Source organism: Photobacterium angustum, assembly GCF_002954615.1.
Lineage (GTDB): Bacteria > Pseudomonadota > Gammaproteobacteria > Enterobacterales > Vibrionaceae > Photobacterium > Photobacterium angustum_A.
Map to the genome: position 1 here is coordinate 524,100 of NZ_MSCJ01000003.1, position 25,604 is coordinate 549,703.

A 25,604-nucleotide genomic window follows, 5' to 3' on the forward strand; every position below is an offset into this window, starting at 1 on the left:
AAAAATGTCTTATTTTCACTAAACGTTTGATATTTAGACCACATCTTAAGGTTTTGCTATTTTTAGGGCAAAAAAAACCGAGATACGGCTTGAGTAACTCGGATAAGTGGCGCTACAAGGCTCCAAATCAAAAACGTCTTGTTAGAGGAAGTGCATGAAAATCGAACAATGTTGGTTATCTTTGATAGTTGTACGAAAAAAAAATAAGAAAAGTTTATATTTATTTTTATTTAATTATCCTACTGTTTATTAAGGGTTTTATAGAGTTAGGAACGGGCGTGTTAAATTGAAAAAATGTTATACTTATAACGTTTTTTCAAAATTGTGCTTTTCAGAATGAATAAATACACATAGGATAAATGTAACGGTATTGTTACAGGGAAATTTGTTAGGGACTTCACAGTTACTGTCTATGGGAGGATATTATGTCGAATATTCTTACTTTTCCAGTAAAAGAACAACCGAGAGAACGGACACCTTTAGAAACCATTGTTGAGCAGGAACTGCTTGATTTAAATGCAGATCAATACATGATTGATGTCGTTTTAGAGCGAATGGAGAAGTTTTTGGCTCTAGCATCTTTTGAGTTTGATCTAAAAATGAAGGTATCAAAGGAATGTTTAGATGAAATGCATGAGAACGTATTTCCTGCTATATCGGAAATGCAAGCGTCAGTTCGTGACAACATGAATGAAATTTTGACAGAACGTGTCTTACATGAGATCCGTCTTTATAATCTTGAAATGCAAGCAGTAAGATAATATATCTATTTTTGAGTATCGACTTTGTTACAGATAGTGTTTATAAATAATTTACCGATATAAAGCCACTTTAAACAGTGGCTTTATTTTTGTCATTAAAACGGCAACAGATTGAAACCCCTTCGTCATTTATCCTTTTTATACTGACATCAAATTCTGTGATTTGCGGTGAAAGTATGGAAACGAACACGCCTTTTTTGCTTCCAAGAAAAACGCCATTAGGTATCGCTGAGAATGTGGCTGAATGGGCTACAGGGCTGAAGCAGCTTAATCAGTATTATTTAAAACGCCCCATTGATTCAGATAGAACAACTTTTTTGCGTTATGCGTTGGAGTCGCTAGGAATTGATTATCAACTCCAACAAGGCTCGGTACAAACAATCCCACAGCAAGGATCAACGTTGATTGTTGCCAATCATCCCCTTGGCGGTGTGGAAGGTATTATTCTTGCTGAACTTCTTCTCTCAGTGCGCGCAGATATAAAAATTTTGGCTAATGAATATTTAAAAACAGTGCCTGAATTAGATTCCCTGTTCATTGGCGTTGATGTTTTTGAAAGTCAGTCCACAGTAAAAGCGAATGCAAAAGCAGTAAGAGAAGCACATCATCACCTTGCAGAGGGGGGCTTATTACTGGTATTCCCTGCAGGAGAAGTATCGACTAAAGATCAAAAAAAACGCTTAGTCGATAAAAGTTGGAATCGCTCCGTAAGTCGCTTTATTCGTCGTCATGAAGCGGTTGTTGTTCCAATTTTTATTAATGGTGAAAACAGTAAAAAGTTTTATTTAGCAGGGAAAATTCATCCATTATTACGTACTGCGATGCTTGGGCGAGAGATGCTAAATAAACGCCAACAATGTATAGGGCTAGCGATCGGTGAAGCTATACATTATTCGGAAGTGAAGAATATTAAAGATGACTATCAATTAGTTAATTACTTAAGGCTTAATACTTATCTTTTAGGTTCAAGCTATTTATCTCAGTCAACGAAGCAAGAACCAGTATCGAGCTCTGAAATGGCTACGATCCATCCTCCTATCCCCGCTCAATTACTAGCAGCAGAAATTGCACATTTGCCTCATGATCAGAAGCTTATTGAAAATTCTCGCTTTGATGTTTATTGCACCACAGCTGCAGACGCGCCACATTTATTAAAAGAAATTGGTCGAGTGCGAGAAGTTAATTTTAGGGCTGTTGGGGAAGGCACTGGAAAGGCATTGGACTTAGATCGTTTTGATGACTTTTATTATCATTTATTCGTATGGGATAAAGAACAACAGCAGTTGGTTGGTGCATATCGTTTAGGAGCATCTGATCAAATCATACAGCAGCAAGGGATGGAAGGGTTATACTCAAGAACCTTGTTTAATTATGATCAAGCGTTAGTGAAACAGTTAGGTAAATCATTAGAGTTAGGGCGCTCTTTTGTTGCTCAGCCTTATCAGCGTAGTCTTAGCGCACTATTGTTACTGTGGAAAGGTATATGCGAATTTGTATATCGTCATCCTCAATATACGCACTTATTTGGCCCAGTGAGTATAAGTAATGACTATAGTTTAGAAGCCCGCCAGTTATTAGCCGCTAGTCTAGAGGTGCACCATTACGATCAGCAGGTAGCAACGTTGGTAAAGCCTAGTTATCCTTTGCCGAAAGGGGATCGTTGTTATCATCATCCTGATATATTGGCAGCGCTTACTGATATCCAACTACTCTCAAAAGTTGTGAGTCGATTAGATAACGACAACAAAGGAGTTCCTGTTTTACTAAGGCAATATCTAGGCTTAAATGGCAAGCTACTTTGCTTTAATGTTGATCCTGCTTTTAACGATGCTTTGGATGGTTTAATTGTGGTTGATTTACGTCAGGTAGCAGAAAAGACGCTTGCTAAGTATATGGGGCTAAAAAAGACCAAGCAATATATTGCCTATCATCGATAGCGATTGGAGCGATTATTTTCATAATGGGATAGCTTTACTATCAAGCTATCCCATTTTCATGGTGAGGGAGAATGTGTGTTATTTACTGATTAGGTTGCCACAACTTTTCAGCTCGTGTTCCGATAAACCAAAAGCTAAGTGCAAGTATCGCAAAGAAAAGTGCTTTATGGATCTCGCCCCAAAAATACGTGAAATACTCGGTATACAGCACAACTAACATAAAAGTAATACCAAATGCACGCGTCATAACATCATTAGTTTTTATGCCAATAACAATTGCGATAGTACAACAAGCCAAAGCTAAAAGGCTCCATGCCCATAATTCCACTTGTTTTATCTGTGACCACTCATGAAAACTGTCATAGTTTCCGAATATAGTCAGTAGCCATAAAAAAGTGAAAAAATAGAACAGTCCAGCAAAACGCGTTGCTTCTGTTAGTGTTTTTACTATTTTTATTTTTGGAAAAAATAGACTAATTAAGATAATGATGGCGCCAAAACAAGTAAATTGCAGCGGAATATTCATTCCTAAAAAGAGGTAATGGCTATCACTTAAATAGGACGTTTCTGAGAGTAAATAAAGCCCCGCACTTAATAAGAAAAATAACCAAATTAAAACTGATCTTAACTTGATACCTAACCCACAATAGATGATGGCAGGAATAGCAATAAATAGACTTTCTCGCCAATGTTCAGCGAATGCTGTTTTACTTAAAAAACCGACAGAAACAGCCGTGAGTAAAACACCAAAAAAGAAAATTGCTTCATTGCTAATACTTTTCTCAGGGAACTTAGTACGTCTTCTAACGCCGAGATAGTATAAAGCAGCGGATAAAAACGCAGTAAAAATAGTTAAAACACTGGCAGGAGTATTAATCAATTTGGCCAATAACGACATTAAATAGTTATCAGCAACTAATAAAATGACGGAGAGGATAAAACAAGCAATAGCTATCCAGAATGAATAAACAGCAAGCAGTTTCCAGTCAAAATTTGCAACTTGATAACTTTGTCGTAAGTGTTCACTTTGTTCCATACTTACAAGTTTTTCTTGTTCCCAGTGCGTAATGGCTTCATCAAGGATTTGTGCTTTTCTTTTATTAAGCTTAAGTGTCATTTCACTGTCCTAGTAACAAAAGGCGTGCAAAGCGATCTAAATAAGTTAGAACGCCATTTATTATTAAGCGAGAGGTTGCTTTGATAAACACTGACGACATAAGCAGTGTCCTGAAGGGCAATCTGAAGTATCGCGTTTATCTAATTCGAAACACCAACACGTTGCCTTTCCTGCACTAATATCGCAATGAGCGGGCTCATGACATTCAGGGCAAGAATGAGTATCAGGTTGCCCTTTAATTTCAGCCATAACTGATTCTCGCTTGGTCTCATCAAAGTTTTGCCATTCGATAACTTCTTTCATGGTGCGTAAGCAACCACTACAGATACCATCACTATTCTTACACTTGGCAACACATGGGCTTTTCACTACAAGATCCCTTATTACGTTAATTTTTGATGCTGGCGAGTATATCAAAAACATCACTTACTCATAGCGTAGCTTATCAACAATATACTGAGCGATAGGAAAACATGACGTAGCAGCTGGTGAGGGTGCGTTGCATACAACAAGACTTAATGCTGTTTGATGAAACATAAAATCATCAATCAGTTGACCTTTTTTACTCACCGCTTGAGCTCGTATCCCACAAGGGTAAGGTTGTAAATCAGAGGTTGTTAATTGAGGGTAATAGCTCTGCACTTTAGCTAAATAAGAGGGTTTCCATACTGCTTGAGTAAACTCTGTTAATGCTGATGATAAGTGTTTATATAGCAGAGGATATAGCCCTTTAAAGCTAAGTAAGTCCAAGCTATCTTTAAGGTTAAACATTGGTGAATCATACGCTTCACGCGCAAAATTGAGGACGGCATTGGGCCCAACAGTAATGCTGCCATCGATCATTTTGGTTAAGTGGATCCCTAGAAAAGGCAAGGTGGGATCTGGGACAGGATAGATTAAATGGTTTATTTGCTCGTTGTGCTTGTTTGGGAGTTGGTAGTAATCGCCTCTAAAAGGAATAATAGAAAATGAGGGTTGAGTACCAAGCATAGAAACAATTCTATCGGATTGTAGTCCGGCACACGCAATTAATTTACCCGCTAAGAATGTTTTCGTTTTACATTTAATAGCAATGCTATCAGTTTTTTCTTCTATTGCTTTAACGGTTTGATTAAAAATAACATGGCCGTTGTGTTGTCGGATCAACTCAACAAGTTTTTGACAAATCAAACGATAATTAACGATGGCAGAATCTGGAACAAAAATAGCACTAATGCCTGTAATGTTAGGCTCTTGTTGTTTCAGTGCATGCTGATCAAGAAGGGTGATATTAATATCAAGGTGAGCAGCCCGTAATGCTAGTTGTTGTAATCGTTGTTGCTCGGTAGTGTTTGTGGCAACGACTAACTTTCCGCATTGCTCGAAAGGAATATCAAATTCATTACAAAAGGCTTTAATAGCTTGATTACCACGAAGACAAAAATCACTTTTTAAGCTGCCTGGAGGGTAATAAATACCAGCATGTATGACACCGCTATTGTGGCCTGTTTGATGGAAAGCTTCATGAACTTCTTTTTCGATAACCCATATCTTTTTTTGGGGAAAACGTTGTTGCAGTTCCCATGCCGTACTTAATCCAATTATTCCAGCCCCAATAACTAGAAAGTCACAATCTAACACTAAAACCTCCCATTGATATGGTGATGCGTGATGAGAGTTATCATAAGGCTATTTACTATACGGAGTCGTTATTAAGTAGGTATCATGCTGAGGTTGTGATCTCATACAGTGAAATGTCATCATTTATATTGTCTATAGAAGCAATAGAAAGTTTATCAACAGGGCACATACCCACTTTTAGCATAACCTTTGCAGGATCTGTGATGCTTTTACTGTGGCGACCATAAATATGTTTGAGATGTAATCGGTTAAAACCAAACTCTTTAATACGTTCAACCGCTTCAGTACAATATCCATTCCCCCAGTAAGGTACACCAATCCAATAACCCAATTGACCACTACCGTTTTGTATATTTTCAAGTCCAGCACAGCCAACCAGTTGGTGATTTGCTTTTAACGTTATCGCAAAGATCGCTGAGCTCTGGGTGAGCCAACCACCTAAATGCTTACCAATCCATTTACCCGCCATACCGTCAGAGTAGGGATGAGGGACACTGATAGTACTATTGGCAATATCGATATTGCCTGCTAAATGTTGAATTTTTGTTGCATCTGATAATTGTAGCGGGCGAAGAATTAATCTGTCAGTTGTTAGTTGCGGTTGTGATTGGTACATAGTCTCAACGACCTCTCAACGTAGTCATGAAATGCAATTAAAGGCATATTATTGAGCTATTAAAACGTATTTTGATATGTACGTCCTCGATTTGATCAAAGATCGCGTAATAAGAGGCATGTTTATGAGTAGAGAAAATCAAAAATGTAGAATTGATCGCGATTATGCTGATGTGATTATTTGATGCGGGCTTTGGTTGGAATGTTTTTTTTCGAAGTGGTATTACGTGAATAAGCGTTCACTGTCGTTGTGGATCTCCACATATCCTCACTGTGTTGGATTACGTTTGCTAGTGCTTGTTTTAAAAAATTCTGTATTTGAAACTTAATTAACCAGCCTGTACCTTTAATTTTAGGGGAAAAAGTAATGTGATAATGAATTTTACTTTGGGTTGCATTGATACTTTTAAATTTTATCCACCCGCCATGTTCATTCACTGGCGCACCCTGAATTATTTGGTAGTGAATGTGTTCATTTTCTTTAAAATCAATAATTTGTTCTTGATATGTAAATGGCCCTTGAATTACCTCTCGTATAGCACCAATTCCATTAACCTCTGGTTTTCCTGAGCGAATCAACGAGTACTTAGCATTAAAAAAACGTCCTAATTTAGCGTGATCAGAAAGTAATGCAAAGAGAACGGTTTTAGGCACATTCGCGGTTACCTCTAAAGTAACTGTATGAATCGTCATTATCGTCTCCATAGTACTTAGTTGTATTTAACATACCATTAACAAACGTTTGTTGGAAGTTAAAGTGCACGCTTTGGGGGAATTTTATTCCTCACTGATAGTTCTTAAAGGAATGGATTGGTAATAGTATTAACAATAAAAAGTGAATGTTGGCAGTTTTAATTAAATTTTTGACAGGATAGAACGTCGATATAAACAGCCGATTTCTATAAAAATATACTTAATTTGCAATGAGTTAAGGTCATCGTTAATAGGATATGATCACTTGTATAATAAAATAAAGAGTTGAATCACAAAAAAAATCTACTTTAGTGGTTGTCAAATGAGCGAAAGATACATATATTGAGTTGTCGATATAAATTGTTCGAGGTTTTTTAAGTTAGAAAACGTAGCTGATAATATTTAGCTATGGTTGCATTTCAACACTTCCTATCGAACCCATATCTATAAAAATCATTTTAATAATCTACTGTGAACTTTTTTGATAGCTCGCAGCCTAAGATATATTAATAAAAAAGATGTTCACAAAAAAACTATTGCGGTGTCATGTTTATGTCACATCAAGTTGTTTAAGTAGAGCAGATAAGTAAAGAGTAAGAACGGTATTAATTCTAGTGATATCAACCTTGCTCATATAAGATTAATGAGAGGTTTTAAATGAAAACACGTAACCGTAGACAGTGGTTTTACTATAAAAATCAAACTACTAAAGTTGAAAAAGCATAATCAATGCTGACAGAAAGGCTTTCTTCTAGGTGATTCAGGAAGTCTTATACATTTAGCAAATTCCCCGTTAAATGTTCAAAATCTTAATAATGTTATTTTAAAGACTTATTGAGTATCAGTAGCCAGAAATAAATGAATATTTCTGGCTTTCTTATATTTAAAACTCGCATTTAGCTATATTAACTTGGTATGTAAATTAAAAAGCAAACGATTGCCATTTTAAAATATAAAATAATCCAATGACTTGTTAATTGATAATACGACCTTTTATTTTTGCATTATCTGGAATGCTTGTTATTTGAGTGCCTCTAATATGGATATCGCCGTCAACGATGATTTGATTTGGGAGTTTAGTTATTTTGCTATTGTTTAAGTATAAATCCCCTTTTACATAGAGGTTATCTGGAAGCGTTTGGATCTCAGTTCCCATTAAGCTGAGATCTCCCTTGATTCTCATACCATAGTTAAGTTCTTTAATTTTTGAATGGGCAAGGTTGACGAAACCATCGACGTTAAATAGCAATGGTAGATACTCAACTTCAGTGTAAGCAAGATTAAGATTACCATTTACAGTCAGGCTGCGTGGAAGTTGTGAAATCTTGCTCTTTTCAAGATTCAAATTACCAGTGATCACAAGAGGATCGGGTAATTGTATATCTCCACTATTTCTTAATGAGACATTGCCATATGAATCGACATAGTTCAGTAAGTGAATAGGTGATAGTGCATACAGCGGCGCAGAACTTCCTAGCAATAAGAAAGTGGCTACCAGATGCAGAGTAAATCTTGTTTTTAATTGTTTTTTCATGATTTCGTTATTCGTAATGCTTGAGTTTGGCTGTTTACGAGTTATGTCCATACTATCGCTATCGTGTTTAAAGCGGTGAACTTTAATTATTACTTTATTAGTAATAAATTTTTGTGATTAGAGTAAATGGCGAAAGACTATTTTGGAACCAAGCTCAACATAAATGCAGCATTTATTCACAAAAGTCATTAGCTGACAGCCTATGTGATAAATAAAAAGCATAGTGATGAACTAGAAGGCGACTTTATATTTTATTGTTTATATGGATTGTCATGTATTTTGAAATAAATACTTACACTTGAAGGGCTTTTTAGGCGCTTAAACTTAACCTCATTCAGTTTGCATTTAGTTAATAAAATAGTGTTTTATTCGTTAAGTTTTCATACAGGAGAAATGCTTTAGTTTTGTTGCTAACGAAAAGGCAAAGGCATTTTGAAAGCCAATTAACCTTCCCCTTAGGTTAATGACTTTCATTTATAACAATAAGTTAGGAATAAAATCATGAAAAAGTCTATTTTATCTACATTGGTATTAGCAGGCATTGTATCAGCACCAGCGATGGCAACAAATGTTGAAACATTTATGGGTGGTGGTGTGGGTTATCAATTAGATAACTTTAAAGACGCTGCTAAAATGCATAGTGAAGATGCTAGCTACCAAATCCGTGGTGGTGTAATTGTCGATAACCATCACCGCTTAATGGCAACTTACGGTTATAAGAAAGATAAGTTCAATATGGTTGAGCCTGGAGAAGAAACTATCAAGGCTAAGCATAAGCAAGATTTATTTTTAGTTTCTTATGATTACCTAGTACCAGTCACTTCTAATATTAACCTTTTTGCTGGTGCGTCAATGGGTGCTGCTCATAATAAATTAACTGCTAAGACTTCAGAAGAATCGTTTAAAAATAGCTCCACTGATTTTGTATGGGGTGGGCAGCTAGGTGCAATGGTTCAGCTAACGGATAATATTTCATCAGATCTTACATACCGTTACCTTGATCAAAATTACAAAACAGATGGTGTTCGTTTAAAAGGAACAGAGCAAGTCGTTTGGAGTGTTGATTATAAATTCTAATAAATTTAATCTTTTATAAAAACTTAGCACCTCACCTAAAGTGGGGTGCTATGCGATGTAGAAGCCAAAAGATAAGCAATAAAATCATTTATTTGTTGTAATACTATAATCTGAATCATTACCACTAAGCATAAATGTATTGTCGATAAATCTTTTTATCCTGCCATTTTCAAGTTCGGATTGTTGCATAACACGAAAAGTTCTCTTGATTCCTTCTGCATCTATGGAGTGAGATAAATGCGTGTCTGTTATCTTAGTGCCGTCTTTTGAGGTAAAAAAGTTAATTACTTCAACTTTAACCTTTGCATTCTTTTTCAACCAGGCCATACGTTGCTTAAAAGCATCAGCATCATATTCTTTATCGTTAATATTGATATAGCAATCTTCCGTAAAATAATGATGAAACTTTGATGTATCAGGATTGACTAATATTTCCTGATATAGCTTTTCGTAAGTTTTTATATTATCCCAGTCAGGAGTTCTTGATTCTATCATTGAGTGTACCTTTTGTTGTTTTATTAAAGCTGTGGTTACTTTAACAGACTGTTTTATTTTGTTTTGAGAGTACACGACAATTGCTAGTGATTTTTCGCCAACGATTAAACGATATCTTTAGTCATTACATCTGTCTATGTTACTTTTAATTGTTCGTTAAATGCTCTTTTAGGGGGCTCTTGTTCTAGATAAGTCGCTTTTTAGGAAGATACACAATGACGAAAATATGAATTCATACAAAGTCGTATTATGATATGGCGCGTTTGAGATCATAGGCAGTAATAGTGAATAAGCAGAAGTTATTAAATCAGGTACAAATTAGGTTACAACAAACATTAGAAGCGGCGACTGAAGCAGCTTTACGTGCCTATAATACGGCTACTGATGATGAAAATGTTGCGGAAAATCAATATGACACATTGGCACTTGAAGCGTCTTATTTAGCGCATGGTCAGGCACAAAGAGTAGAAGAGTGCAAAGCCGATATAACAGCTTATCAAGTATTACAAGCTAACTTACCTAAAGCCTTTGATACTGTGCTACTTGGGCATATTGTAACGTTAGCTGATGAAGACGATAACAAGCGTTTTGTTTTTCTGGGTCCCAGTTCTGGTGGACTAGTCGTAACGTTTGATCAGTATTCTGTCACGATAGTGACACCAACTTCGCCATTTGGTGATGCATTGATAGGTCGTGAGATCGGTGAAGAAGTCGATGTTCATATTGGTGATAAAGTCACTTGGTACGAAGTCATGGCGATCAATTAAATCATTTTATTTAAAGGTATCTCGGTATTTTTGATAATACTGATAAATATGCTCAATAAAGAGCTTTACTTTCATTGGTTGCTGCTTGGTATACGGATATACCGCATAAATGCCTAATGATTTCGCAACATAATCAGTTAGCACTTCAACCAAGTCACCTTTTTTTAGATCTTCAGCGACTAATACTTTGGGAATGTAGACCAAGCCTTGTCCGTGTAGTGCCGCGCCTCGCAAAGCAGAAGCGTTATTAGTGGTAAAGTTGCCTTTTACTTTAACGGTATGAATACCTAATGTATCTTCAATTAGCCATTCGTTCGCCCCTGTTTCTTGAAAGCTATAACCCAGACAGTTATGTTTTTCTAAATCATAAGGTTGTGTTGGTATGCCGTATTGCTTGATATAACAGGGGGATGCACATATCACCCAGCGAGCTTGAACTAATTGACGGGCAATTAAGCTTGAATCTGGCATTGCACCTGTTCTTATCGCAATATCAAATCCTTCCTGTACTAAATCAACAAAGCGATTGTCGAGATCCATTTCAATATGAATATCAGGATATTGACGGCTAAACGCTGCAATTGCTTCGGGTAAAATAAGCTCGCCAGAAATGGTAGGGACTGTAATACGGATCTTACCTGTTAGACTTTCACCCAATCCACTCATTGCATCTTCTGCATTTTGAACCGCATTGTAGACTTCTCTCGCATGATGATAAAAAACATCACCGGCTTCTGTCAGTGTCAATTTGCGCGTAGTCCGATAAATAAGCTGAACGCCTAACGCTTGTTCAAGTGCTGTGATACGTTTGCTTACCACCGATTTTGTTAAGCCAATATGATCGGCAGCCTTGCTAAAGGAGCCTTTATCAATTAGATGGTAAAAAAGGAGTAGATTATTCGTTGTCTTCATCTATTAGTGTACTTTTTTCAACAAACATGTGAATTAGGCAATATATATCAACTATGCAGAGCAAAGTAGAATATACCTATAAAAAATAAAACGATTAACTCGTATACATACATGGAGCCATGATGCAGCAGCCCTACCTTGAACTGATTGCGCAACTAGAACAACAAATAGATAAAAGTCGCATTATCACCGATCCAACACTCGCACTGGCCTATGGTACCGATGCCAGCTTTTACCGTTTAACGCCTCAAGTTGTCCTTCAACTGGATAATTTGCAAGAGGTGATCTTTGCCGTTAAAACGTGCTATGAGCGCCAAATTCCAGTGACATTTAGAGCCGCTGGTACTAGTTTATCTGGCCAAGCCCAGTCCGATTCTGTGTTAATCACGCTGACTCGAAATTGGCGTGATTATGAGATACTAAATGATGGTGAACAGATTTGGCTTCAGCCGGGGATTATTGGTGCTGAAGTTAATGCTTATTTAGCGCCATTTGGTCGTAAAATTGGCCCAGATCCAGGCTCAATCAATACCTGTAAAATTGGTGGTATTGTTGCTAACAATGCATCAGGTATGTGCTGTGGTACTTCAGAAAATAGTTACCGCACAGTTGCAGGGATGACGGTTGTATTAGCTGACGGCACAGTACTAAATACGTTAGATAGTACCAGTGTTGAGGCTTTTAAACTCAGTCATGCAGAAATGATTGATGAGTTGATGACACTTGTCACCCAGTGTCAGGAAGATAGCGAACTAGCTGATAAAATCCGCCATAAGTACCGTTTAAAAAACACCACAGGTTATAGTCTTAATTCACTGATTGACTTTGATGATCCAATTGACGTTTTGCAACACCTTTTCATTGGTTCAGAAGGCACATTAGGTTTTATTGCTGACGTAACTTATAACACAGTTGTAAACCATGCACACAAAGCATCTGGGTTGTTTGTTTTTAGCGATATTGAAATTACTTGCCTTGCGGTAAGTGAGTTGAGTAAAACTTCAGTCGCTGCGGTTGAATTAATGGATAGCCGTTCTTTAGCTTCTGTTGCCGACAAGCCGGGAATGCCAAGTTTTATCGCAGAGCTTGGTGAAAAAGGTGATACTGAAGCCGCGGCATTATTGATTGAAATTCATGCTGAGAATGAGGCTGCATTACAGCAACAAATTGAACAGTTGCTAGCTATCATTAATGGTTTCTCACCGATTGCTCAGGTTGATTTTAGCCGTGATACCAAAATCTGTGAGCAGTTATGGGGGATCCGTAAAGAGCTATTCCCATCTGTGGGGGCAGTGCGAGAGACTGGAACCACAGTTATCATTGAAGATGTTGCCTTTCCGATTGAACAATTAGCCCCTGCTGTACGTGAACTACAGGAGTTATTTACTCAGTTCAATTACCACGAAGCGATCATTTTTGGTCACGCATTAGCGGGAAATCTACACTTTGTATTCACTCAGTCATTTGATAGCCAAGAAGAAATAACGCGTTATAGTGATTTTATGGATGCAGTGGCTCAGTTAGTGGCCGTTGATTATAAAGGATCTTTAAAAGCTGAGCATGGTACTGGGCGTAATATGGCGCCGTTTATCGAGCTTGAGTGGGGCGCTGATGGTTATCAATTAATGCAAAATATTAAACGCATTTTTGATAAGCGCGGCATTTTAAACCCAGGTGTGATCATCAATGAAGACAAAGAATCACATATCAAAAACTTAAAAGGGATGCCTGAAGCGGATGAGTTAATTGATAAGTGTGTTGAATGTGGTTTCTGTGAGCCTGTTTGTCCCTCTCGTAATTTATCGTTAACACCACGCCAACGAAATACAGTATTTCGTGAGATTTCACGCTTAAGAAAAACTAACGAAGATCCTAGCCGTCTTGCTCAGATGGAAAAAACCTATCGTTATTACGGCCTAGATACCTGTGCTGCAACGGGATTATGTGCTGATCGTTGTCCTGTCGGGATTAATACTGGCGATCTTGTTCGTAAATTACGTCAAAACCATACAGATAAAGCAAAACAAATTGCTAACTGGACTGCGGATCATTTTTCAACCGTTACGTCAGTAGCTAAAACTGGTTTAACTGTCGCAAATGGTATGCATAAAGTACTTGGCACTAATAAGATGCGCAAGTTGACGAAGGCTGCTTATGACTTATCGGGTCATCGTATTCCGATGTGGTCTTCACATATGCCTGTAGCGGTAAAATCAACAGAAATGTTGAAAGTTAAAAAAGTGGGTCGAGAAAAGATAGTTTATTTCCCGAGTTGCTCCGCGCGTACAATGGGGACTGAAGCGAATGCGAAAGATCCTCGACCATTAGTCGATGTGACGATTTCTCTGCTTGAAAAAGCGGGCTATGAAGTTGTTATCCCGAAGGATTTAAACAATCAATGTTGTGGTATGCCATATACCAGTAAAGGTTTTCCTGAAACAGCAGCGAAAAAAGCACAGCAATTAGAAAATGCGTTATGGGAAGCATCTAGCCAAGGAACCTATCCTGTATTAATGGATACCAGCCCTTGTGCAAGTACAGGAAAAGAAACACTGCGTAGTGAAATTAAAATCTACGAGCCTTTTGAATTTGTCGCAAATTATGTATTGCCCAAATTAGCCATAACACAGCAAGAAGAGCCTGTGATGTTACACATTACCTGTACTTCACGCCGTAAAGGGTTAGCTGGGGTGATGGAAAAAGTCACGAAAGCTTGTGCGAAGACAGTGATTATTCCAGATGACATTACCTGCTGCGGTTTTGCTGGCGATAAAGGTTTTACCAAACCAGAACTTAACGCAAGTTCACTAGCGCCTTTAAAACGTCAAGTACCTGTAGACTGTACTGAAGGTTATTCAAATAGTCGTACTTGTGAGTTAGGGCTATCTGAACATAGCGGAATAGAATATCGCTCAATTCTATATTTAGTTGATAAAGTCAGTATGTAAGTGATGATTTTTTAAATAAAAACGCTGATATGAAAGTATCAGCGTTTTTTTATGTTTAGTTAGGGCGACTTATAAAATACTGCTGTTTGCTTAGAATGATATTCTGAATGTCTTATTTCGATATATTACATTGCATAAATGATTAGCTGAAAGTTAAGAGAACATGTTGTTTTTTCGTATACTATTAGAACTCTTACTCTATTTATATATATAGAATAGATTAGCCAATAGGTTATTTTCGGATTTGTAATTTATACGTTATTACTCTTTAACTATGAGTGAATATTCAGCTATGGATTATAAATCCCACATAATAAAAAGGGTTTAATATGCATTTTCACTCAACTGCTCGCGGTATTTTAATTAACGATGATGCAGTGCTTGTGACACGAGTTAAAGGTGATGATAAAACATTTTTACCTGGTGGACATATTGATGCAAAAGAATCAGCAGCGACAACGGTGATTCGAGAATTGAATGAAGAAGCGAACTTAAAGGTTAACATTGATTGTTTTTTGGGTGCAGTAGAAAACAACTGGCATATAGGGCAAGAATTAAATACTGAACTATGCTTATTATTTTTATTGTCATCAGATGCAGATAATAATCTTGAGACTATTAAAAGTTGTGAAGCTCATATCGATTATTTATGGTTAAAAAAAGAAGATCTGGTAACGAGTAATTTATACCCATTAGCATTAAGAGAGTGGCTAATGTCTTCGCAATTAGAATTTACAAAATCCCAACCTGCATTTTGGGGCAGTGAATTGTAAATACGTGATTGATTACAACAATATATATTTATCATCTAGACTCAAATTTAGCGATATTTCAGCTAAATAGGATATTTTAATGGCAACGACTGATAACTCGCCGTCTGAACAACTTCAGACGCCAGAAAATGATTCACATCTGTTCCGCAATTTATTTATTTTTGTACTTTTAGCTGCACTGTTAGGGACGGCTGGGTATTTTTATATTCGTCATCAAAAGTTATATCCGGCGACAGATGATGCCTATATACACGCCAATGTTTTATATGTTGCCCCACAAATTAGTGGCAAAGTTCTTACGGTCAATGTGGATGATTATCAACATGTGGCGGAAGGCGATTTATTATTATCGATTGATCCTGCTCCTTTTGAAATAGAGTTAGAAAAAGCAAAAGCTGCGTATGAAGTTGCCACACAAAAAAATAAAGCGACAGATGATGCGATTTTAGCGGCAAGTGCTAATGTACGATCAGCAGACGCGACACTTGTTGATGTGCAAAAAAGTTATCGTCGAGTGATGGATTTAGTGAATCGCAAATTATTACCTTTACAGCAAGGTGATGATGCTAAAGCTAAATTAGCTTCTGCTCAAACGGCATTAGAAGCTGCGCGTGCAAATATGAGCCAGTTAATTAACCAGCAAGGTGCTAAAGGTGATGAAGCGCCTCAGGTTAAACAAGCGGCGGCAGCATTAAGCCAAGCAACGTTGAATTTATCCTATACCAATATCTATGCTCCCCATGACGGTAGTTTAGGTAAGGTGAGTGTGCGTCCTGGCAGTATTGTATCGCCTGGGTTATCTGTCATGCCTCTGATTGAAGATAATACGGCGTGGCTTCAAGCTAATTACAAAGAAAAATCGATTGGTTTATTAAAACCTGGTATGAAAGCCAGTATCGTTTTAGATATGTACCCAGATGTGACATATCAAGGTCACATTGTTGCTTTATCACCAGCAAGTGGTTCATCGTTCTCATTACTCCCTCCAGAAAATGCAACGGGTAACTGGGTTAAAGTACCTCAACGTTTCCCTGTGCGTATTCAGTTTGATGATTTAAAAGGCAAGCCTTTACTTCGTGTTGGAGCGAGTGCGGAAGTCACTATTGATACGTTAGCAGAGACTAAGTAATGACAGGTGCTACGTTAACGCCAGCCAATCGGTTGTTGATCACTTTTGCTGTCATGCTATCCGCCATCATGGTGCTGCTAGACATGACTATCGCGAATGTTGCTTTGCCTCATATGATGGGAGCGTTAGGCGTAACTTCAGAGCAAGTAACATGGGTGTTAACCTCATATTCGATGGCGGAAGCGATCTTCATCCCTTTAGCGAGCTATTTGGCGCTTAAGTTTGGAGTGCGTAAATTATTACTCTTTTCGGTTGCTGGTTTTGTGGTTATGTCTGCATTATGTGGACAGGCTGATAGCCTTGCCGAAATGGTCATTTTTCGAATATTCCAAGGTGCGTTTGGCGCATCAGTGATCCCATTATCACAATCTATCATGGTGCAAATCTATCCGCCTGAAGAACGTGGTAAAGCAATGGCGTTATTCAGTGTCGGGATTTTATTAGGGCCTATTTTAGGTCCTACTGTTGGCGGTATCATTACCGAGAATATGGATTGGCGCTGGATTTTCTACGTTAATGTGCCTATTGGTTTGATTTGTTTATCCCTACTTTATTTCTTTGTGAAGTTAGATGGACGCGGTAAGAGCAAATTAGACTGGCCTTTAGTGATAGGTATGACTATCGGTATTGGGCTGTTACAAATGGTATTAGATAGAGGTAATGAAGAAGGGTGGTTTGAATCTAACCTTATTTTGTTCTCTGCAGTGATAAGTGTTGTCGCGTGGGTTTTCTTTATCGCGCGCTCATGGATCACGAAAGGCGATGTCGCTCCTATGTGGCTGCTTAAAGATAGAAACCTTGCTGTTTCTTGTTTAATGATGGCTGGTTTCTCTATGGGGATGTTTGGTATTACCCAATTACAACCTATGATGCTAGAACAGTTACTGCATTACCCAGTAGAAGCAACAGGGTTCGCCATGGCGCCAAGGGGATTAACTTCAGCGATTGTGTTGCTGGTGATTGCCCGATTTATGGATCGTCTCGATCCTCGTATGTTAGTGGCAGTAGGGCTTGGTTTTAATATCCTTGGTACATACTTAATGATGCAGTATTCAATGAATATTGATTATTACTGGGTATTAATGCCATCGATTGTTCAGGGATTAGGGATGGGGCTTGTATTCGCACCATTAAGCCAAATGGCATATCGAACATTAAGCCACGAAAATACAGTCGGCGGTGCGGTTATTTTCAACCTCTGTCGAACGATTGGTGGTTCATTTGGTATCTCTATTGTTAATACGTATTTTACACGTACAGAGCAACGAGAGTGGCATGCTTTAGGTGCGGATTTGACGTTGAGTAATCCGCAGTTACAACAGCAGGCAATGATGCAGCATACAACTGTGACGGATCCTCATTTTATCGCCCAAATTAGTGAGCTATTACATCAGCAGTCAACATTGCTTGCTTTTGTTTATACCTTTGGATTTATTTTTGTCTCTTACATTGTGCTGTTACCTCTCTTAACACTGTTCAAGTTTAAGAAAACACAATCAGTGCCTAAGAACGTAAATATACATTAATCGAGTGATAGGAAAAAAGCAGATCAATAATGATCTGCTTTTTTATAGGTGATATGTATTTTAAGTAATTTAAAATCAGTGAGTTATAATTTATTTTGGGTTTTTTCATAAAAAACAGTTTACAGTCAATACGTTTAATGTGATTATGTCTTCGCTCTGTTGTTCAGAGTTATTAATAAAGAGTTAAGTTAAAGAAAATCTCCAGAAGTATCTTCGTTTAGTTGTACCTTTGTGTTTCCTTCGCTTCATCGTATTTAATAATTCAAGCTTTCAGTGCATCGCAATTTTGCGATATTTTCTATGAATTTTATATAAGGGACACATTATGTCTAAGTCAACTGGTATCGTTAAGTGGTTCAACGAAGAGAAAGGTTTTGGTTTCATTACTCAAGACAACGGCGGTGCTGACGTATTCGTTCACTTCCGTGCTATCGCTTCTGAAGGTTTCAAAACTCTTGCTGAAGGCCAAAAAGTGTCTTTTGAAGTAGAGCAAGGCCAAAAAGGTCTTCAAGCTGCAAACGTTGTAGCTCTTTAATTTTATAGTTTCTATAAGATTTCTAAGTGGTGTAACTTGTTACACCACTTAATTAAAAAACTCCTTCTGCGTTACACTCTTCAAAATACTTTACTCATCTTCGTTTCACCCCTAGCAGTTTTGCTAATCGCCGTACTCATAATCTTCATTAAAAATTCATCATGCTATAAAACTGTTGATATTTAGCTTTACTATTGTCATAGCTAGAATTCATCAACGCTACAATTTAAAGAGGTATATTATGATTATCAACTTCAACGTTAATGATCTTAGCTGGAATGCATCTGTGCATCAGTTAAATAGTGATGTATTGCGCCGACATGTTTTAATTAACGGTAAGCTAGATACATTAGATGTTAATTTTACGTATTGTGAACAATCAGAAAAAGGCATTATTACTAATCACAATAATAAAGAGATTGGACACTTTTCAATTATTGATTAAGGTTTGGAATAACATGCTTACTAGTCATGGTTTATTTGAAATAGAAAGGCAGATAGGGTTGTCTGCCTTAAACTAACAACCGTAGTATGTAAAAATCATCACTTTTCTATAGCTATGTTGGCTAACATACGCTTCCTTTACTTTCCCACTATTGCCAACAACAATCACTTCTTGCCTTGGCTATTCTGCAACTTCTCCTCCTCGTTAATAAAAACATTTAATGCCACACTGATGCGATAAAGTGCATTCAATGACGTCATTACATATCATCACGATAAAAAGCAGTTCTCTCACAGTATTCACCTCTCAATGATGATCCTTCGATGACGGCTTGATGTTCAACATACTTATTTTATCGATGATCCTGACACATTTATTCGTATCCATGATTGAAACTATATGTAGGCTACTTACTTGATGAGCGTCATTCTTTATGTTTTTGTAAAGGGCTAAATTGATTTTGGCACTGCATCGAATGATCAAGGAAAGGTAACGTTTTGATAGTTATAAAAAAGCTGCAGAACGTTACGCTCTACAGCTTATTAAACAGCAGTAAGATATTAGTGATTTTCAGCTAGCTGTTGTTCTTGTGTCTGATGACGTGTCGAATATAGTTTGTAGCTCATGATAATAATCACTAGTGCTTTAATGATCATCATTTGTGGATTGCCATAATATCCTGCCATACCAACAAAACCTGATGTCAGCATTAACATGCGATAATTTTTCAGTGATGTCATATAAAGTGCCGCAACAATAACGGCTAAATCTAAATATTGTAATGCGACAGTAATCGTTGGCTCTGCAATGAAGGCACTAATAGCAACGTAAGTTATATAGATAATAGCTGACGCCATAATGGCTGCGAGAGTGTGAACTATGACCTTTCCCATTTTGGTGAAGTCTTTTACATAGCGATAAGTATTAATCGCATTAACAGAAAGGTTTAAAATTACTTTCGGCCACCACCCCATTAGAATTGACCAAACAGTATCATTTGTAGCAGATGCAAAAGCAGCATAGCGAGTGAATTTCATGCTGTTAAATATAGTAAGCAGGATATATAAGACGACGGAAGTCCAGCCTAATACTTCTTTTAATAGATCAACCAATGTAAATATCTCTCAGTGATGTCATTGATAGTAATGACATTAATAGTGCTTGATTCTGTTTTTTAACGTTTAGGTAACATTAGTTACTTTTTGTTGCGCTAATTTCGATGGATCCTACCACAGTTGTCATTTCCATGACATTAGATGGAGCTTCATATTTCAACTAATTTCTTCTTATAAAGAATGAATCAAATGTTCTGAGTTCACATAAATCGTATCTTGTGTGGTTAATCGTCATTGTGGACTTTTACGTATAAATACGTAGAGTTGGCTGTTTTTAAGTTGTTGATAAATATTGAAATAAATTTTATTGATAGGTTCTTATACGTAGTGGTGCCTTTGTTTTTATTAACGATTTTTAACTTTTAATCCGTAGTCGTTCTCATTTTATCTTGTATAGCGTTAAGCCAAAGTATGTTTGAACATCATTTTGTAGCCTAATCATATAAAGCAAGGATGAGTGAATGACTATTATTGGTAACGTAGTGAAACGAGTGGTGAAAAAAAGCCTAATCGTTGCACTTGGGTGTGTTGCTATGTTGGCAACAAGCGCACAAGCATCAGAAAAAGTATACCGTTTAAAATTAGCCGAAACATGGGGGCCCAATTTTCCGATCTTTGGCGATGCAACGAAGAATATGGCGGCGATGGCAGAAAAAATGTCTAACGGTCGTTTGAAAATTCGTATTGATTCTGCCAATAAGCACAAAGCACCACTCGGTATTTTTGATATGGTGAAATCAGGTCAATACGACATGGGACATTCAGGCTCTTATTACTGGAAAGGCAAGGTTCCAAACACCTTATATTTTACTTCTATGCCTTTTGGTATGACGCCTGCTGAGCAATATGCGTGGTTCTATCATGGTGGTGGTATGGAGTTGATGGAGCAAGTCTATTCACCTCATAACTTGCTATCATTTCCTGGCGGTAATTCAGATATTCAAATGGGAGGATGGTTTCAAAAAGAGATCAATACCGTTGATGATCTGAAAGGTTTGAAAATGCGAATTCCTGGTTTTGCTGGTGAAATTCTTGCTGAAGTTGGTGCTAAACCAACCAATATTGCACCAGGAGAGCTCTATACTTCACTTGAGCGAAATACTATTGATGCGCTTGAGTGGGTAGGCCCATCATTAGATTTACGTATGGGGTTTCATAAAATAGCGCCTTATTACTACACCGGTTGGCATGAGCCTGGATCAGAATTACAGTTCTTAGTAAATAAGCGCACATGGGAGCGTCTACCTGCCGATCTTCAAGAGATCTTACGTGTTGCAATGCGTACAGCCGCTTATGACATGTATACCCAAGCGACCCATGCAAGCGGTAAAAACTGGTCAACAATTCAACAAACCTACCCTGATATAAAAGTGAAAGATTTCCCGCCAGCAGTAATGAAAGCATTACGTGACGCGAATGATCGCCTCCTTGCACAACATGCAGAAGAAGATGAACAAGCAAAAGCGATTCAAAAATCACAAGCGGATTATCTAAATCAGGTACGTTCATGGACCAATATATCTCATCGTGCCTACCTTAATAGCCAAGCGCAATAAGTCTGTTTAAATAAGGACGTTATTATCCTTCCATTTATGCATATAAGATCGCTGTTATGCGTATTTGGTGGGATTCCATGGAGTAAGGAATGAAAAGTCTGATTACGCTAGAGCGTTTTTTTAATCGTATTGGTGATGTACTTGGTTGGTTTGCCAGTATCCTATTTTTATTATTATTAGTTAATGTCGTTTATGACGTTGTTATGCGTTATGTTTTTAATGATGTTTCCATTGCCCTTCAAGAAATGGAATGGCACCTGTTTTCTGCTGTATTTTTACTTGGCGTTCCTTACGCGATCCGTTCTGCGGGACATGTTCGTGTTGATGTTTTTTATGAGCGTCTATCCCGTAAAAGCCAAGCGATAATCGATATTTTAGGCACACTATTCTTTCTATTACCTTTCTGTTTACTGGTGACATCGTATGGGATTGATTTCGCCAAAGAGAGCTATGCATTAGGCGAAACATCTGGCGATCCTGGTGGTCTTGCTTATCGATGGATAATTAAAGCAATGATCCCTCTCTCATTTGGTTTAATGGCGATCAGTGGTTTAGGGCTGGTTGTTCACTCATTAAATACCTTATTTAATCCGCAGCACGCGGCACTAAAACAAGATCAGTAAAGGAATACGTCAATGATCGGAATCGTGATGTTTTTTGTCGCACTATTTGCTTTATTACTGGGCTTTCCTGTGGCATTTACTTTCGGCGGAATAGCTTTAATTTTTGGGGTATGGGCTGAAGGTTTCGACATGTTTGCATTTATGCCTTATCGCATTCAGTCAATCATGGAAAATACGGTACTTATGGCGGTACCACTGTTTGTTTTTATGGGCTTAGTACTCCAGAAAACCCGTTTAGCCGAGCAGCTATTAGAATCGATGGGGCGTCTGTTTGGTGGAGTTCGTGGTGGTATTGCAATTTCGACTGTACTAGTCGGCGCATTATTAGCGGCATCAACGGGTGTGGTAGGCGCATCTGTTGTTGCGATGGGGCTTATCTCATTACCCGTCATGCTCAAATATAATTATGATAAAGGCCTTGCGTGTGGAACCATCTGTGCTTCGGGGACATTAGGACAAATTATTCCACCTTCGATTGTATTAATACTATTGGGCGATGTGCTAGGTGTCCCTGTTGGTGATCTATTTCAAGCTGCTATTTTACCGGGCTTTGTATTGGTAGGTGCGTACGTCGCTTATATTTTAATTTATGCCAAGCTTAACCCTGACGCGGCGCAGCCAATTGAACGAGATGACAGTATTAGTCGTTCGCAAGAGGTTTTTACTGCTTTAAAAGCGGTTATTCCGCCATTAGCGTTAATTATCGTGGTGCTAGGTTCTATTTTTGCTGGTATTGCAACGCCAACAGAGTCAGCGGCGTTAGGTGGATTTGGTGCGATTGTATTAGCTATTTTATATCGTATGTTTAGTTGGAAAATGATCTATGAGGCAGCAAAAGAAACGGTAAAAGTTACGGCAATGGTTTTTGCTATTTTGTTAGGTGCAACCGCATTTTCGATGGCATTTACCTACACTGGTGGTGATTACTTGGTTGAAGAATGGATGATGGCGATACCCGGTGAAAAGTGGGGATTTTTGATCATTACTATGCTGGTTATCTTAATTCTTGGTTTCTTTATCGACTTTGTTGAGATCTGTTTCATTATCGTACCGATTTTAGCGCCTGTTGCTGAAGCGATGGGATTGAATATGACTTGGTTTGCCATACTTGTTGCAATGAATTTGCAGACTTCATTCTTAACACCACCATTTGGCTTTAGTTTGTTTTACTTGAAAGGTGTAGCACCTGCGGGCGTCACGACACGTGATATTTACCGTGGAGTTATGCCGTTTATTGCTATTCAAATTGCGGTATTGGCTTCCATTTTGATTTTCCCGAATTTCTATGGCATGGGTTAATATTGATAATGTGATCTATAAAAGTAAAAAATGATAATAAGTTGTTAAGATAAGCTGGTGGTAAAACATCAGCTTTTTGCTGTTTGGAGGTCTCTATGCCATTAAAAGCAAAACTGATCTTATTAACCTTATTACCGTTACTGATTGTGACTGCCAGTATTAGTTGGATATCGATTTATCAGGCGAAAACCTTAGGTCAGAAAGAAGTGATGGTTTTTCGAGAAAGTTTAATTGATGCCAAAGAAGCTGCATTAAAAGATAGCGTAGATCTTGCCTTAAATGCCATCTCTCATATTTACCACGACTCTACAATTGATGTTGATATAGCGCAGCAACGTGTTAAAGCAATATTGACTAATTTACGTTATGGGACAGATGGTTACTTTTTTGTTTATGATAAAAATGGGGTCAGTTTAGTCCATCCGATCATGCCTGAGTTGATCGGTAAAAATCTTATTAATATACAAGATGAACAAGGTGATTTTTTAATTGCCTCTTTGTTATCACAAGCACAAAGCGGGGGCGGCTATCATCAGTATTTATGGCAGAAACCATCAACGGGAGAAACGGTTAATAAGTTAAGTTATTCCGCATGGTTAGATAAGTGGGATTGGATGATTGGTACCGGACTCTATATTGAAGATGTTAGCCAAGATGTCGCGACTATGCAGCAAGCGATTAACCATAATATTGATACGATCTTCTTTTCCATTGTGGTGATATTAACAGTAACTGTCGCAGTAATTATCGTGATCACATTAGCAATTAACTTACATGAACATCGATTGGCTGACAGAAATCTTAAAGAGTTAGCGCATAAAACTGTACTATTTCAGGAAGCTGAAAAAAAACATGTCGCACGAGAATTACATGATGGGATCAATCAGCTATTAGTCTCAAGTAAATGTCACTTAGAGTTACTTAGTCTTCAGTCCATTGATGTAAAGTTTGTCGATTACCTGAATAAATCGATGCATTCATTAACATTAGCGATTAATGAAGTAAGACATATTTCGCATAAATTACGCCCAAGCTCTCTGGATGATATTGGTTTAGAAGCGGCACTCACAACATTATTACAAGACTATCAATCTCACGCCGGTACATCAGTTGATATGTTATTTGATACAAAGGCTGGAAAGCTAGATTCTGATGTTGCAACAACACTTTATCGGGTTGTACAAGAATCACTGAATAATATTGTTAAGCATGCAGATGCGACGCATGTTGAAGTGCATTTGAAACAACTTGGAAAGTTATTGCAATTGATCATTCGAGATAATGGAAAAGGGTTTGATAGCCAAAATCGTTATCATTTAAAAGGGATTGGTTTGCGAAATATGCGCGAGCGAGTGGAGTTTATTGGTGGAGAGTTTGATCTTAATAGTGAGCCCGGATTTGGTACTGAACTCACCGTTTTATTAAACTTGGATGGTTTAGTGTATGACAGAACAAACGATTAAAATTGTGATAGTCGATGATCATCAAGTGGTGATTGATGGTTTTATGGCAAGGTTACAATTAGAGCCTGATATCGAGGTCATTGGTACTGCAAGCAATGGTTTAGAGGCACTAGATACCGTCAGTTATCTTCAACCTGACGTTATTTTAATGGATATCAGTATGCCCATCATGAACGGTATTGATGCAACAGAGCAAATTAAAAAAACACTCCCTAATGCAAAAGTATTGATGCTGACGATGCATGATAACCGTGAATATATTATGAAGGTGATGCAGGTTGGTGCAATGGGTTATATGTTGAAAGAAATTTCGGCAGAAAAAATGGTTCAAGCGATTAAAACGGTGAATCAAGGAGCGACATATTTTTGTGAAACGACGAGCCAAACCATTTTTACTCAGACATCTTCACCAGTGAAAAGTCCTGATATTAATCCTTTAAGTCGCCGAGAAGAAAGGGTACTGAAACATGTCGCGCAAGGATTAAGTAGTAAGCAAATTGCTAAAGCATTAGAGATTAGTTATCGGACCGTTGAGACGCATCGTCAGAATATAAAACATAAGCTTGAATTGCATTCAACAGCCGAGTTAGCGAAATATGCATTAGAAAAAGGGCTTATTAAATAGTATTGCTAATGTACTTTGAGCGTTATTCGAAGTGGTCGT

At 37.7% G+C, this 25,604-nt stretch carries 24 protein-coding genes; 15 read left to right on the plus strand and 9 right to left on the minus strand.

Going from position 1 to position 25,604, the window contains the following annotated elements; all coding sequences use genetic code 11:
- The first annotated feature begins 425 nt into the window (after positions 1-425).
- Entirely contained in the window at positions 426-761 is a 336-nt protein-coding gene (locus BTO08_RS17045) for a hypothetical protein (protein ID WP_005364081.1), read from the plus strand.
- A gap of 176 nt (positions 762-937) precedes the next feature.
- Positions 938-2,698, plus strand: a complete 1,761-nt coding sequence (locus BTO08_RS17050) for a lysophospholipid acyltransferase family protein (protein WP_105061824.1) — start codon at positions 938-940, stop codon at positions 2,696-2,698.
- Positions 2,699-2,780: 82 nt separating this feature from the next.
- Here BTO08_RS17050 and BTO08_RS17055 read toward each other — a convergent pair whose 3' ends face one another.
- The 6 genes from BTO08_RS17055 to BTO08_RS17080 form a co-directional block, all read right to left on the minus strand.
- A complete protein-coding gene (locus tag BTO08_RS17055) occupies positions 2,781-3,815 on the minus strand; it encodes a hypothetical protein (RefSeq protein ID WP_105061825.1) in 1,035 nt (344 codons plus the stop codon).
- Positions 3,816-3,878: 63 nt separating this feature from the next.
- Complete coding sequence (locus tag BTO08_RS17060) at positions 3,879-4,184, minus strand: DUF1289 domain-containing protein (protein ID WP_105061826.1); 306 nt, start codon at positions 4,182-4,184, stop codon at positions 3,879-3,881.
- A 57-nt stretch (positions 4,185-4,241) separates the two neighbouring features.
- Positions 4,242-5,435, minus strand: a complete 1,194-nt coding sequence (gene lhgO / locus BTO08_RS17065) for an L-2-hydroxyglutarate oxidase (RefSeq protein ID WP_105061827.1) — start codon at positions 5,433-5,435, stop codon at positions 4,242-4,244.
- An 82-nt stretch (positions 5,436-5,517) separates the two neighbouring features.
- Entirely contained in the window at positions 5,518-6,051 is a 534-nt protein-coding gene (locus BTO08_RS17070; RefSeq protein WP_105061828.1) for a GNAT family N-acetyltransferase, read from the minus strand.
- 176 nt (positions 6,052-6,227) lie between these two features.
- Positions 6,228-6,743, minus strand: a complete 516-nt coding sequence (locus BTO08_RS17075; RefSeq protein ID WP_105061829.1) for an SRPBCC family protein — start codon at positions 6,741-6,743, stop codon at positions 6,228-6,230.
- Between the two features lie 973 nt (positions 6,744-7,716).
- Positions 7,717-8,328, minus strand: coding sequence for a hypothetical protein (locus BTO08_RS17080; RefSeq protein ID WP_105061830.1), 612 nt, complete (start codon positions 8,326-8,328; stop codon positions 7,717-7,719).
- 450 nt (positions 8,329-8,778) lie between these two features.
- Between BTO08_RS17080 and BTO08_RS17085 the strand changes: the two genes are divergently transcribed.
- Complete coding sequence (locus BTO08_RS17085; protein WP_105061831.1) at positions 8,779-9,354, plus strand: porin family protein; 576 nt, start codon at positions 8,779-8,781, stop codon at positions 9,352-9,354.
- Positions 9,355-9,438: 84 nt separating this feature from the next.
- Here the strand turns inward: BTO08_RS17085 and BTO08_RS17090 are convergent, their stop codons facing one another.
- Complete coding sequence (locus BTO08_RS17090) at positions 9,439-9,849, minus strand: hypothetical protein (protein ID WP_105061832.1); 411 nt, start codon at positions 9,847-9,849, stop codon at positions 9,439-9,441.
- A 284-nt stretch (positions 9,850-10,133) separates the two neighbouring features.
- On the opposite strand from BTO08_RS17090, the gene BTO08_RS17095 reads away from it, so the two are divergent.
- A complete protein-coding gene (locus BTO08_RS17095) occupies positions 10,134-10,616 on the plus strand; it encodes a GreA/GreB family elongation factor (RefSeq protein WP_105061833.1) in 483 nt (160 codons plus the stop codon).
- A gap of 6 nt (positions 10,617-10,622) precedes the next feature.
- Here BTO08_RS17095 and BTO08_RS17100 read toward each other — a convergent pair whose 3' ends face one another.
- Positions 10,623-11,528, minus strand: a complete 906-nt coding sequence (locus tag BTO08_RS17100) for a LysR family transcriptional regulator (protein WP_105061834.1) — start codon at positions 11,526-11,528, stop codon at positions 10,623-10,625.
- Positions 11,529-11,650: 122 nt separating this feature from the next.
- Here BTO08_RS17100 and BTO08_RS17105 point away from each other — a divergent pair, with 122 nt between their 5' ends.
- From BTO08_RS17105 to BTO08_RS17130, 6 genes are all read left to right on the plus strand, one after another.
- Positions 11,651-14,476 (plus strand): FAD-binding and (Fe-S)-binding domain-containing protein, encoded by a 2,826-nt coding sequence (locus tag BTO08_RS17105; protein ID WP_105061835.1) that lies wholly within the window; start codon positions 11,651-11,653, stop codon positions 14,474-14,476.
- 329 nt (positions 14,477-14,805) lie between these two features.
- Entirely contained in the window at positions 14,806-15,249 is a 444-nt protein-coding gene (locus tag BTO08_RS17110) for an NUDIX domain-containing protein (RefSeq protein ID WP_105061836.1), read from the plus strand.
- A gap of 79 nt (positions 15,250-15,328) precedes the next feature.
- Positions 15,329-16,378 (plus strand): HlyD family secretion protein, encoded by a 1,050-nt coding sequence (locus tag BTO08_RS17115; protein WP_105061837.1) that lies wholly within the window; start codon positions 15,329-15,331, stop codon positions 16,376-16,378.
- Positions 16,378-17,904 (plus strand): DHA2 family efflux MFS transporter permease subunit, encoded by a 1,527-nt coding sequence (locus tag BTO08_RS17120; RefSeq protein WP_105061838.1) that lies wholly within the window; start codon positions 16,378-16,380, stop codon positions 17,902-17,904. Before BTO08_RS17115 ends, BTO08_RS17120 begins: the two co-directional genes overlap by 1 nt.
- Before the next feature lie 325 nt (positions 17,905-18,229).
- On the plus strand, positions 18,230-18,439 hold the full coding sequence (cspE, locus tag BTO08_RS17125) for a transcription antiterminator/RNA stability regulator CspE (protein WP_005364106.1): 210 nt from the start codon (positions 18,230-18,232) through the stop codon (positions 18,437-18,439).
- A gap of 241 nt (positions 18,440-18,680) precedes the next feature.
- Positions 18,681-18,884, plus strand: coding sequence for a hypothetical protein (locus BTO08_RS17130; RefSeq protein ID WP_105061839.1), 204 nt, complete (start codon positions 18,681-18,683; stop codon positions 18,882-18,884).
- Positions 18,885-19,444: 560 nt separating this feature from the next.
- On the opposite strand, the gene BTO08_RS17135 is transcribed toward BTO08_RS17130, so the two are convergent.
- The gene (locus BTO08_RS17135; protein ID WP_105061840.1) at positions 19,445-19,996 is read right to left on the minus strand and encodes a hypothetical protein; all 552 of its coding nucleotides are present in this window, start codon (positions 19,994-19,996) and stop codon (positions 19,445-19,447) included.
- A gap of 464 nt (positions 19,997-20,460) precedes the next feature.
- Between BTO08_RS17135 and BTO08_RS17140 the strand changes: the two genes are divergently transcribed.
- The 5 genes from BTO08_RS17140 to BTO08_RS17160 all read left to right on the plus strand — a co-directional run bounded on the left by BTO08_RS17140 (position 20,461) and on the right by BTO08_RS17160 (position 25,565).
- Positions 20,461-21,555 (plus strand): TRAP transporter substrate-binding protein, encoded by a 1,095-nt coding sequence (locus tag BTO08_RS17140; RefSeq protein ID WP_105061841.1) that lies wholly within the window; start codon positions 20,461-20,463, stop codon positions 21,553-21,555.
- An 89-nt stretch (positions 21,556-21,644) separates the two neighbouring features.
- Positions 21,645-22,178, plus strand: a complete 534-nt coding sequence (locus BTO08_RS17145) for a TRAP transporter small permease subunit (protein WP_105061842.1) — start codon at positions 21,645-21,647, stop codon at positions 22,176-22,178.
- Between the two features lie 12 nt (positions 22,179-22,190).
- The gene (locus BTO08_RS17150; protein ID WP_105061843.1) at positions 22,191-23,477 is read left to right on the plus strand and encodes a TRAP transporter large permease; all 1,287 of its coding nucleotides are present in this window, start codon (positions 22,191-22,193) and stop codon (positions 23,475-23,477) included.
- 95 nt (positions 23,478-23,572) lie between these two features.
- Complete coding sequence (locus BTO08_RS17155; protein WP_105061844.1) at positions 23,573-24,940, plus strand: cache domain-containing protein; 1,368 nt, start codon at positions 23,573-23,575, stop codon at positions 24,938-24,940.
- Positions 24,921-25,565, plus strand: coding sequence for a response regulator transcription factor (locus tag BTO08_RS17160; RefSeq protein ID WP_105061845.1), 645 nt, complete (start codon positions 24,921-24,923; stop codon positions 25,563-25,565). Before BTO08_RS17155 ends, BTO08_RS17160 begins: the two co-directional genes overlap by 20 nt.
- The last annotated feature ends 39 nt before the right edge of the window (positions 25,566-25,604 follow it).

Excerpts from the sequence above, each read along its gene's own strand:
- BTO08_RS17160 (WP_105061845.1), top strand. The coding sequence starts at position 24,921 with ATGACAGAACAAACGATTAAAATTGTGATAGTCGATGATCATCAAGTG.
- BTO08_RS17075 (WP_105061829.1), bottom strand. The coding sequence starts at position 6,743 with ATGACGATTCATACAGTTACTTTAGAGGTAACCGCGAATGTGCCTAAA.
- BTO08_RS17070 (WP_105061828.1), bottom strand. The coding sequence starts at position 6,051 with ATGTACCAATCACAACCGCAACTAACAACTGACAGATTAATTCTTCGC.
- BTO08_RS17130 (WP_105061839.1), top strand. The coding sequence starts at position 18,681 with ATGATTATCAACTTCAACGTTAATGATCTTAGCTGGAATGCATCTGTG.
- BTO08_RS17150 (WP_105061843.1), top strand. The coding sequence starts at position 22,191 with ATGATCGGAATCGTGATGTTTTTTGTCGCACTATTTGCTTTATTACTG.
- BTO08_RS17105 (WP_105061835.1), top strand. The coding sequence starts at position 11,651 with ATGCAGCAGCCCTACCTTGAACTGATTGCGCAACTAGAACAACAAATA.
- BTO08_RS17090 (WP_105061832.1), bottom strand. The coding sequence starts at position 9,849 with ATGATAGAATCAAGAACTCCTGACTGGGATAATATAAAAACTTACGAA.
- BTO08_RS17080 (WP_105061830.1), bottom strand. The coding sequence starts at position 8,328 with ATGGACATAACTCGTAAACAGCCAAACTCAAGCATTACGAATAACGAA.
- BTO08_RS17115 (WP_105061837.1), top strand. The coding sequence starts at position 15,329 with ATGGCAACGACTGATAACTCGCCGTCTGAACAACTTCAGACGCCAGAA.
- BTO08_RS17045 (WP_005364081.1), top strand. The coding sequence starts at position 426 with ATGTCGAATATTCTTACTTTTCCAGTAAAAGAACAACCGAGAGAACGG.
- BTO08_RS17100 (WP_105061834.1), bottom strand. The coding sequence starts at position 11,528 with ATGAAGACAACGAATAATCTACTCCTTTTTTACCATCTAATTGATAAA.
- BTO08_RS17055 (WP_105061825.1), bottom strand. The coding sequence starts at position 3,815 with ATGACACTTAAGCTTAATAAAAGAAAAGCACAAATCCTTGATGAAGCC.
- BTO08_RS17145 (WP_105061842.1), top strand. The coding sequence starts at position 21,645 with ATGAAAAGTCTGATTACGCTAGAGCGTTTTTTTAATCGTATTGGTGAT.
- BTO08_RS17050 (WP_105061824.1), top strand. The coding sequence starts at position 938 with ATGGAAACGAACACGCCTTTTTTGCTTCCAAGAAAAACGCCATTAGGT.
- BTO08_RS17140 (WP_105061841.1), top strand. The coding sequence starts at position 20,461 with ATGACTATTATTGGTAACGTAGTGAAACGAGTGGTGAAAAAAAGCCTA.
- BTO08_RS17120 (WP_105061838.1), top strand. The coding sequence starts at position 16,378 with ATGACAGGTGCTACGTTAACGCCAGCCAATCGGTTGTTGATCACTTTT.
- BTO08_RS17085 (WP_105061831.1), top strand. The coding sequence starts at position 8,779 with ATGAAAAAGTCTATTTTATCTACATTGGTATTAGCAGGCATTGTATCA.
- cspE (WP_005364106.1), top strand. The coding sequence starts at position 18,230 with ATGTCTAAGTCAACTGGTATCGTTAAGTGGTTCAACGAAGAGAAAGGT.
- BTO08_RS17155 (WP_105061844.1), top strand. The coding sequence starts at position 23,573 with ATGCCATTAAAAGCAAAACTGATCTTATTAACCTTATTACCGTTACTG.
- BTO08_RS17110 (WP_105061836.1), top strand. The coding sequence starts at position 14,806 with ATGCATTTTCACTCAACTGCTCGCGGTATTTTAATTAACGATGATGCA.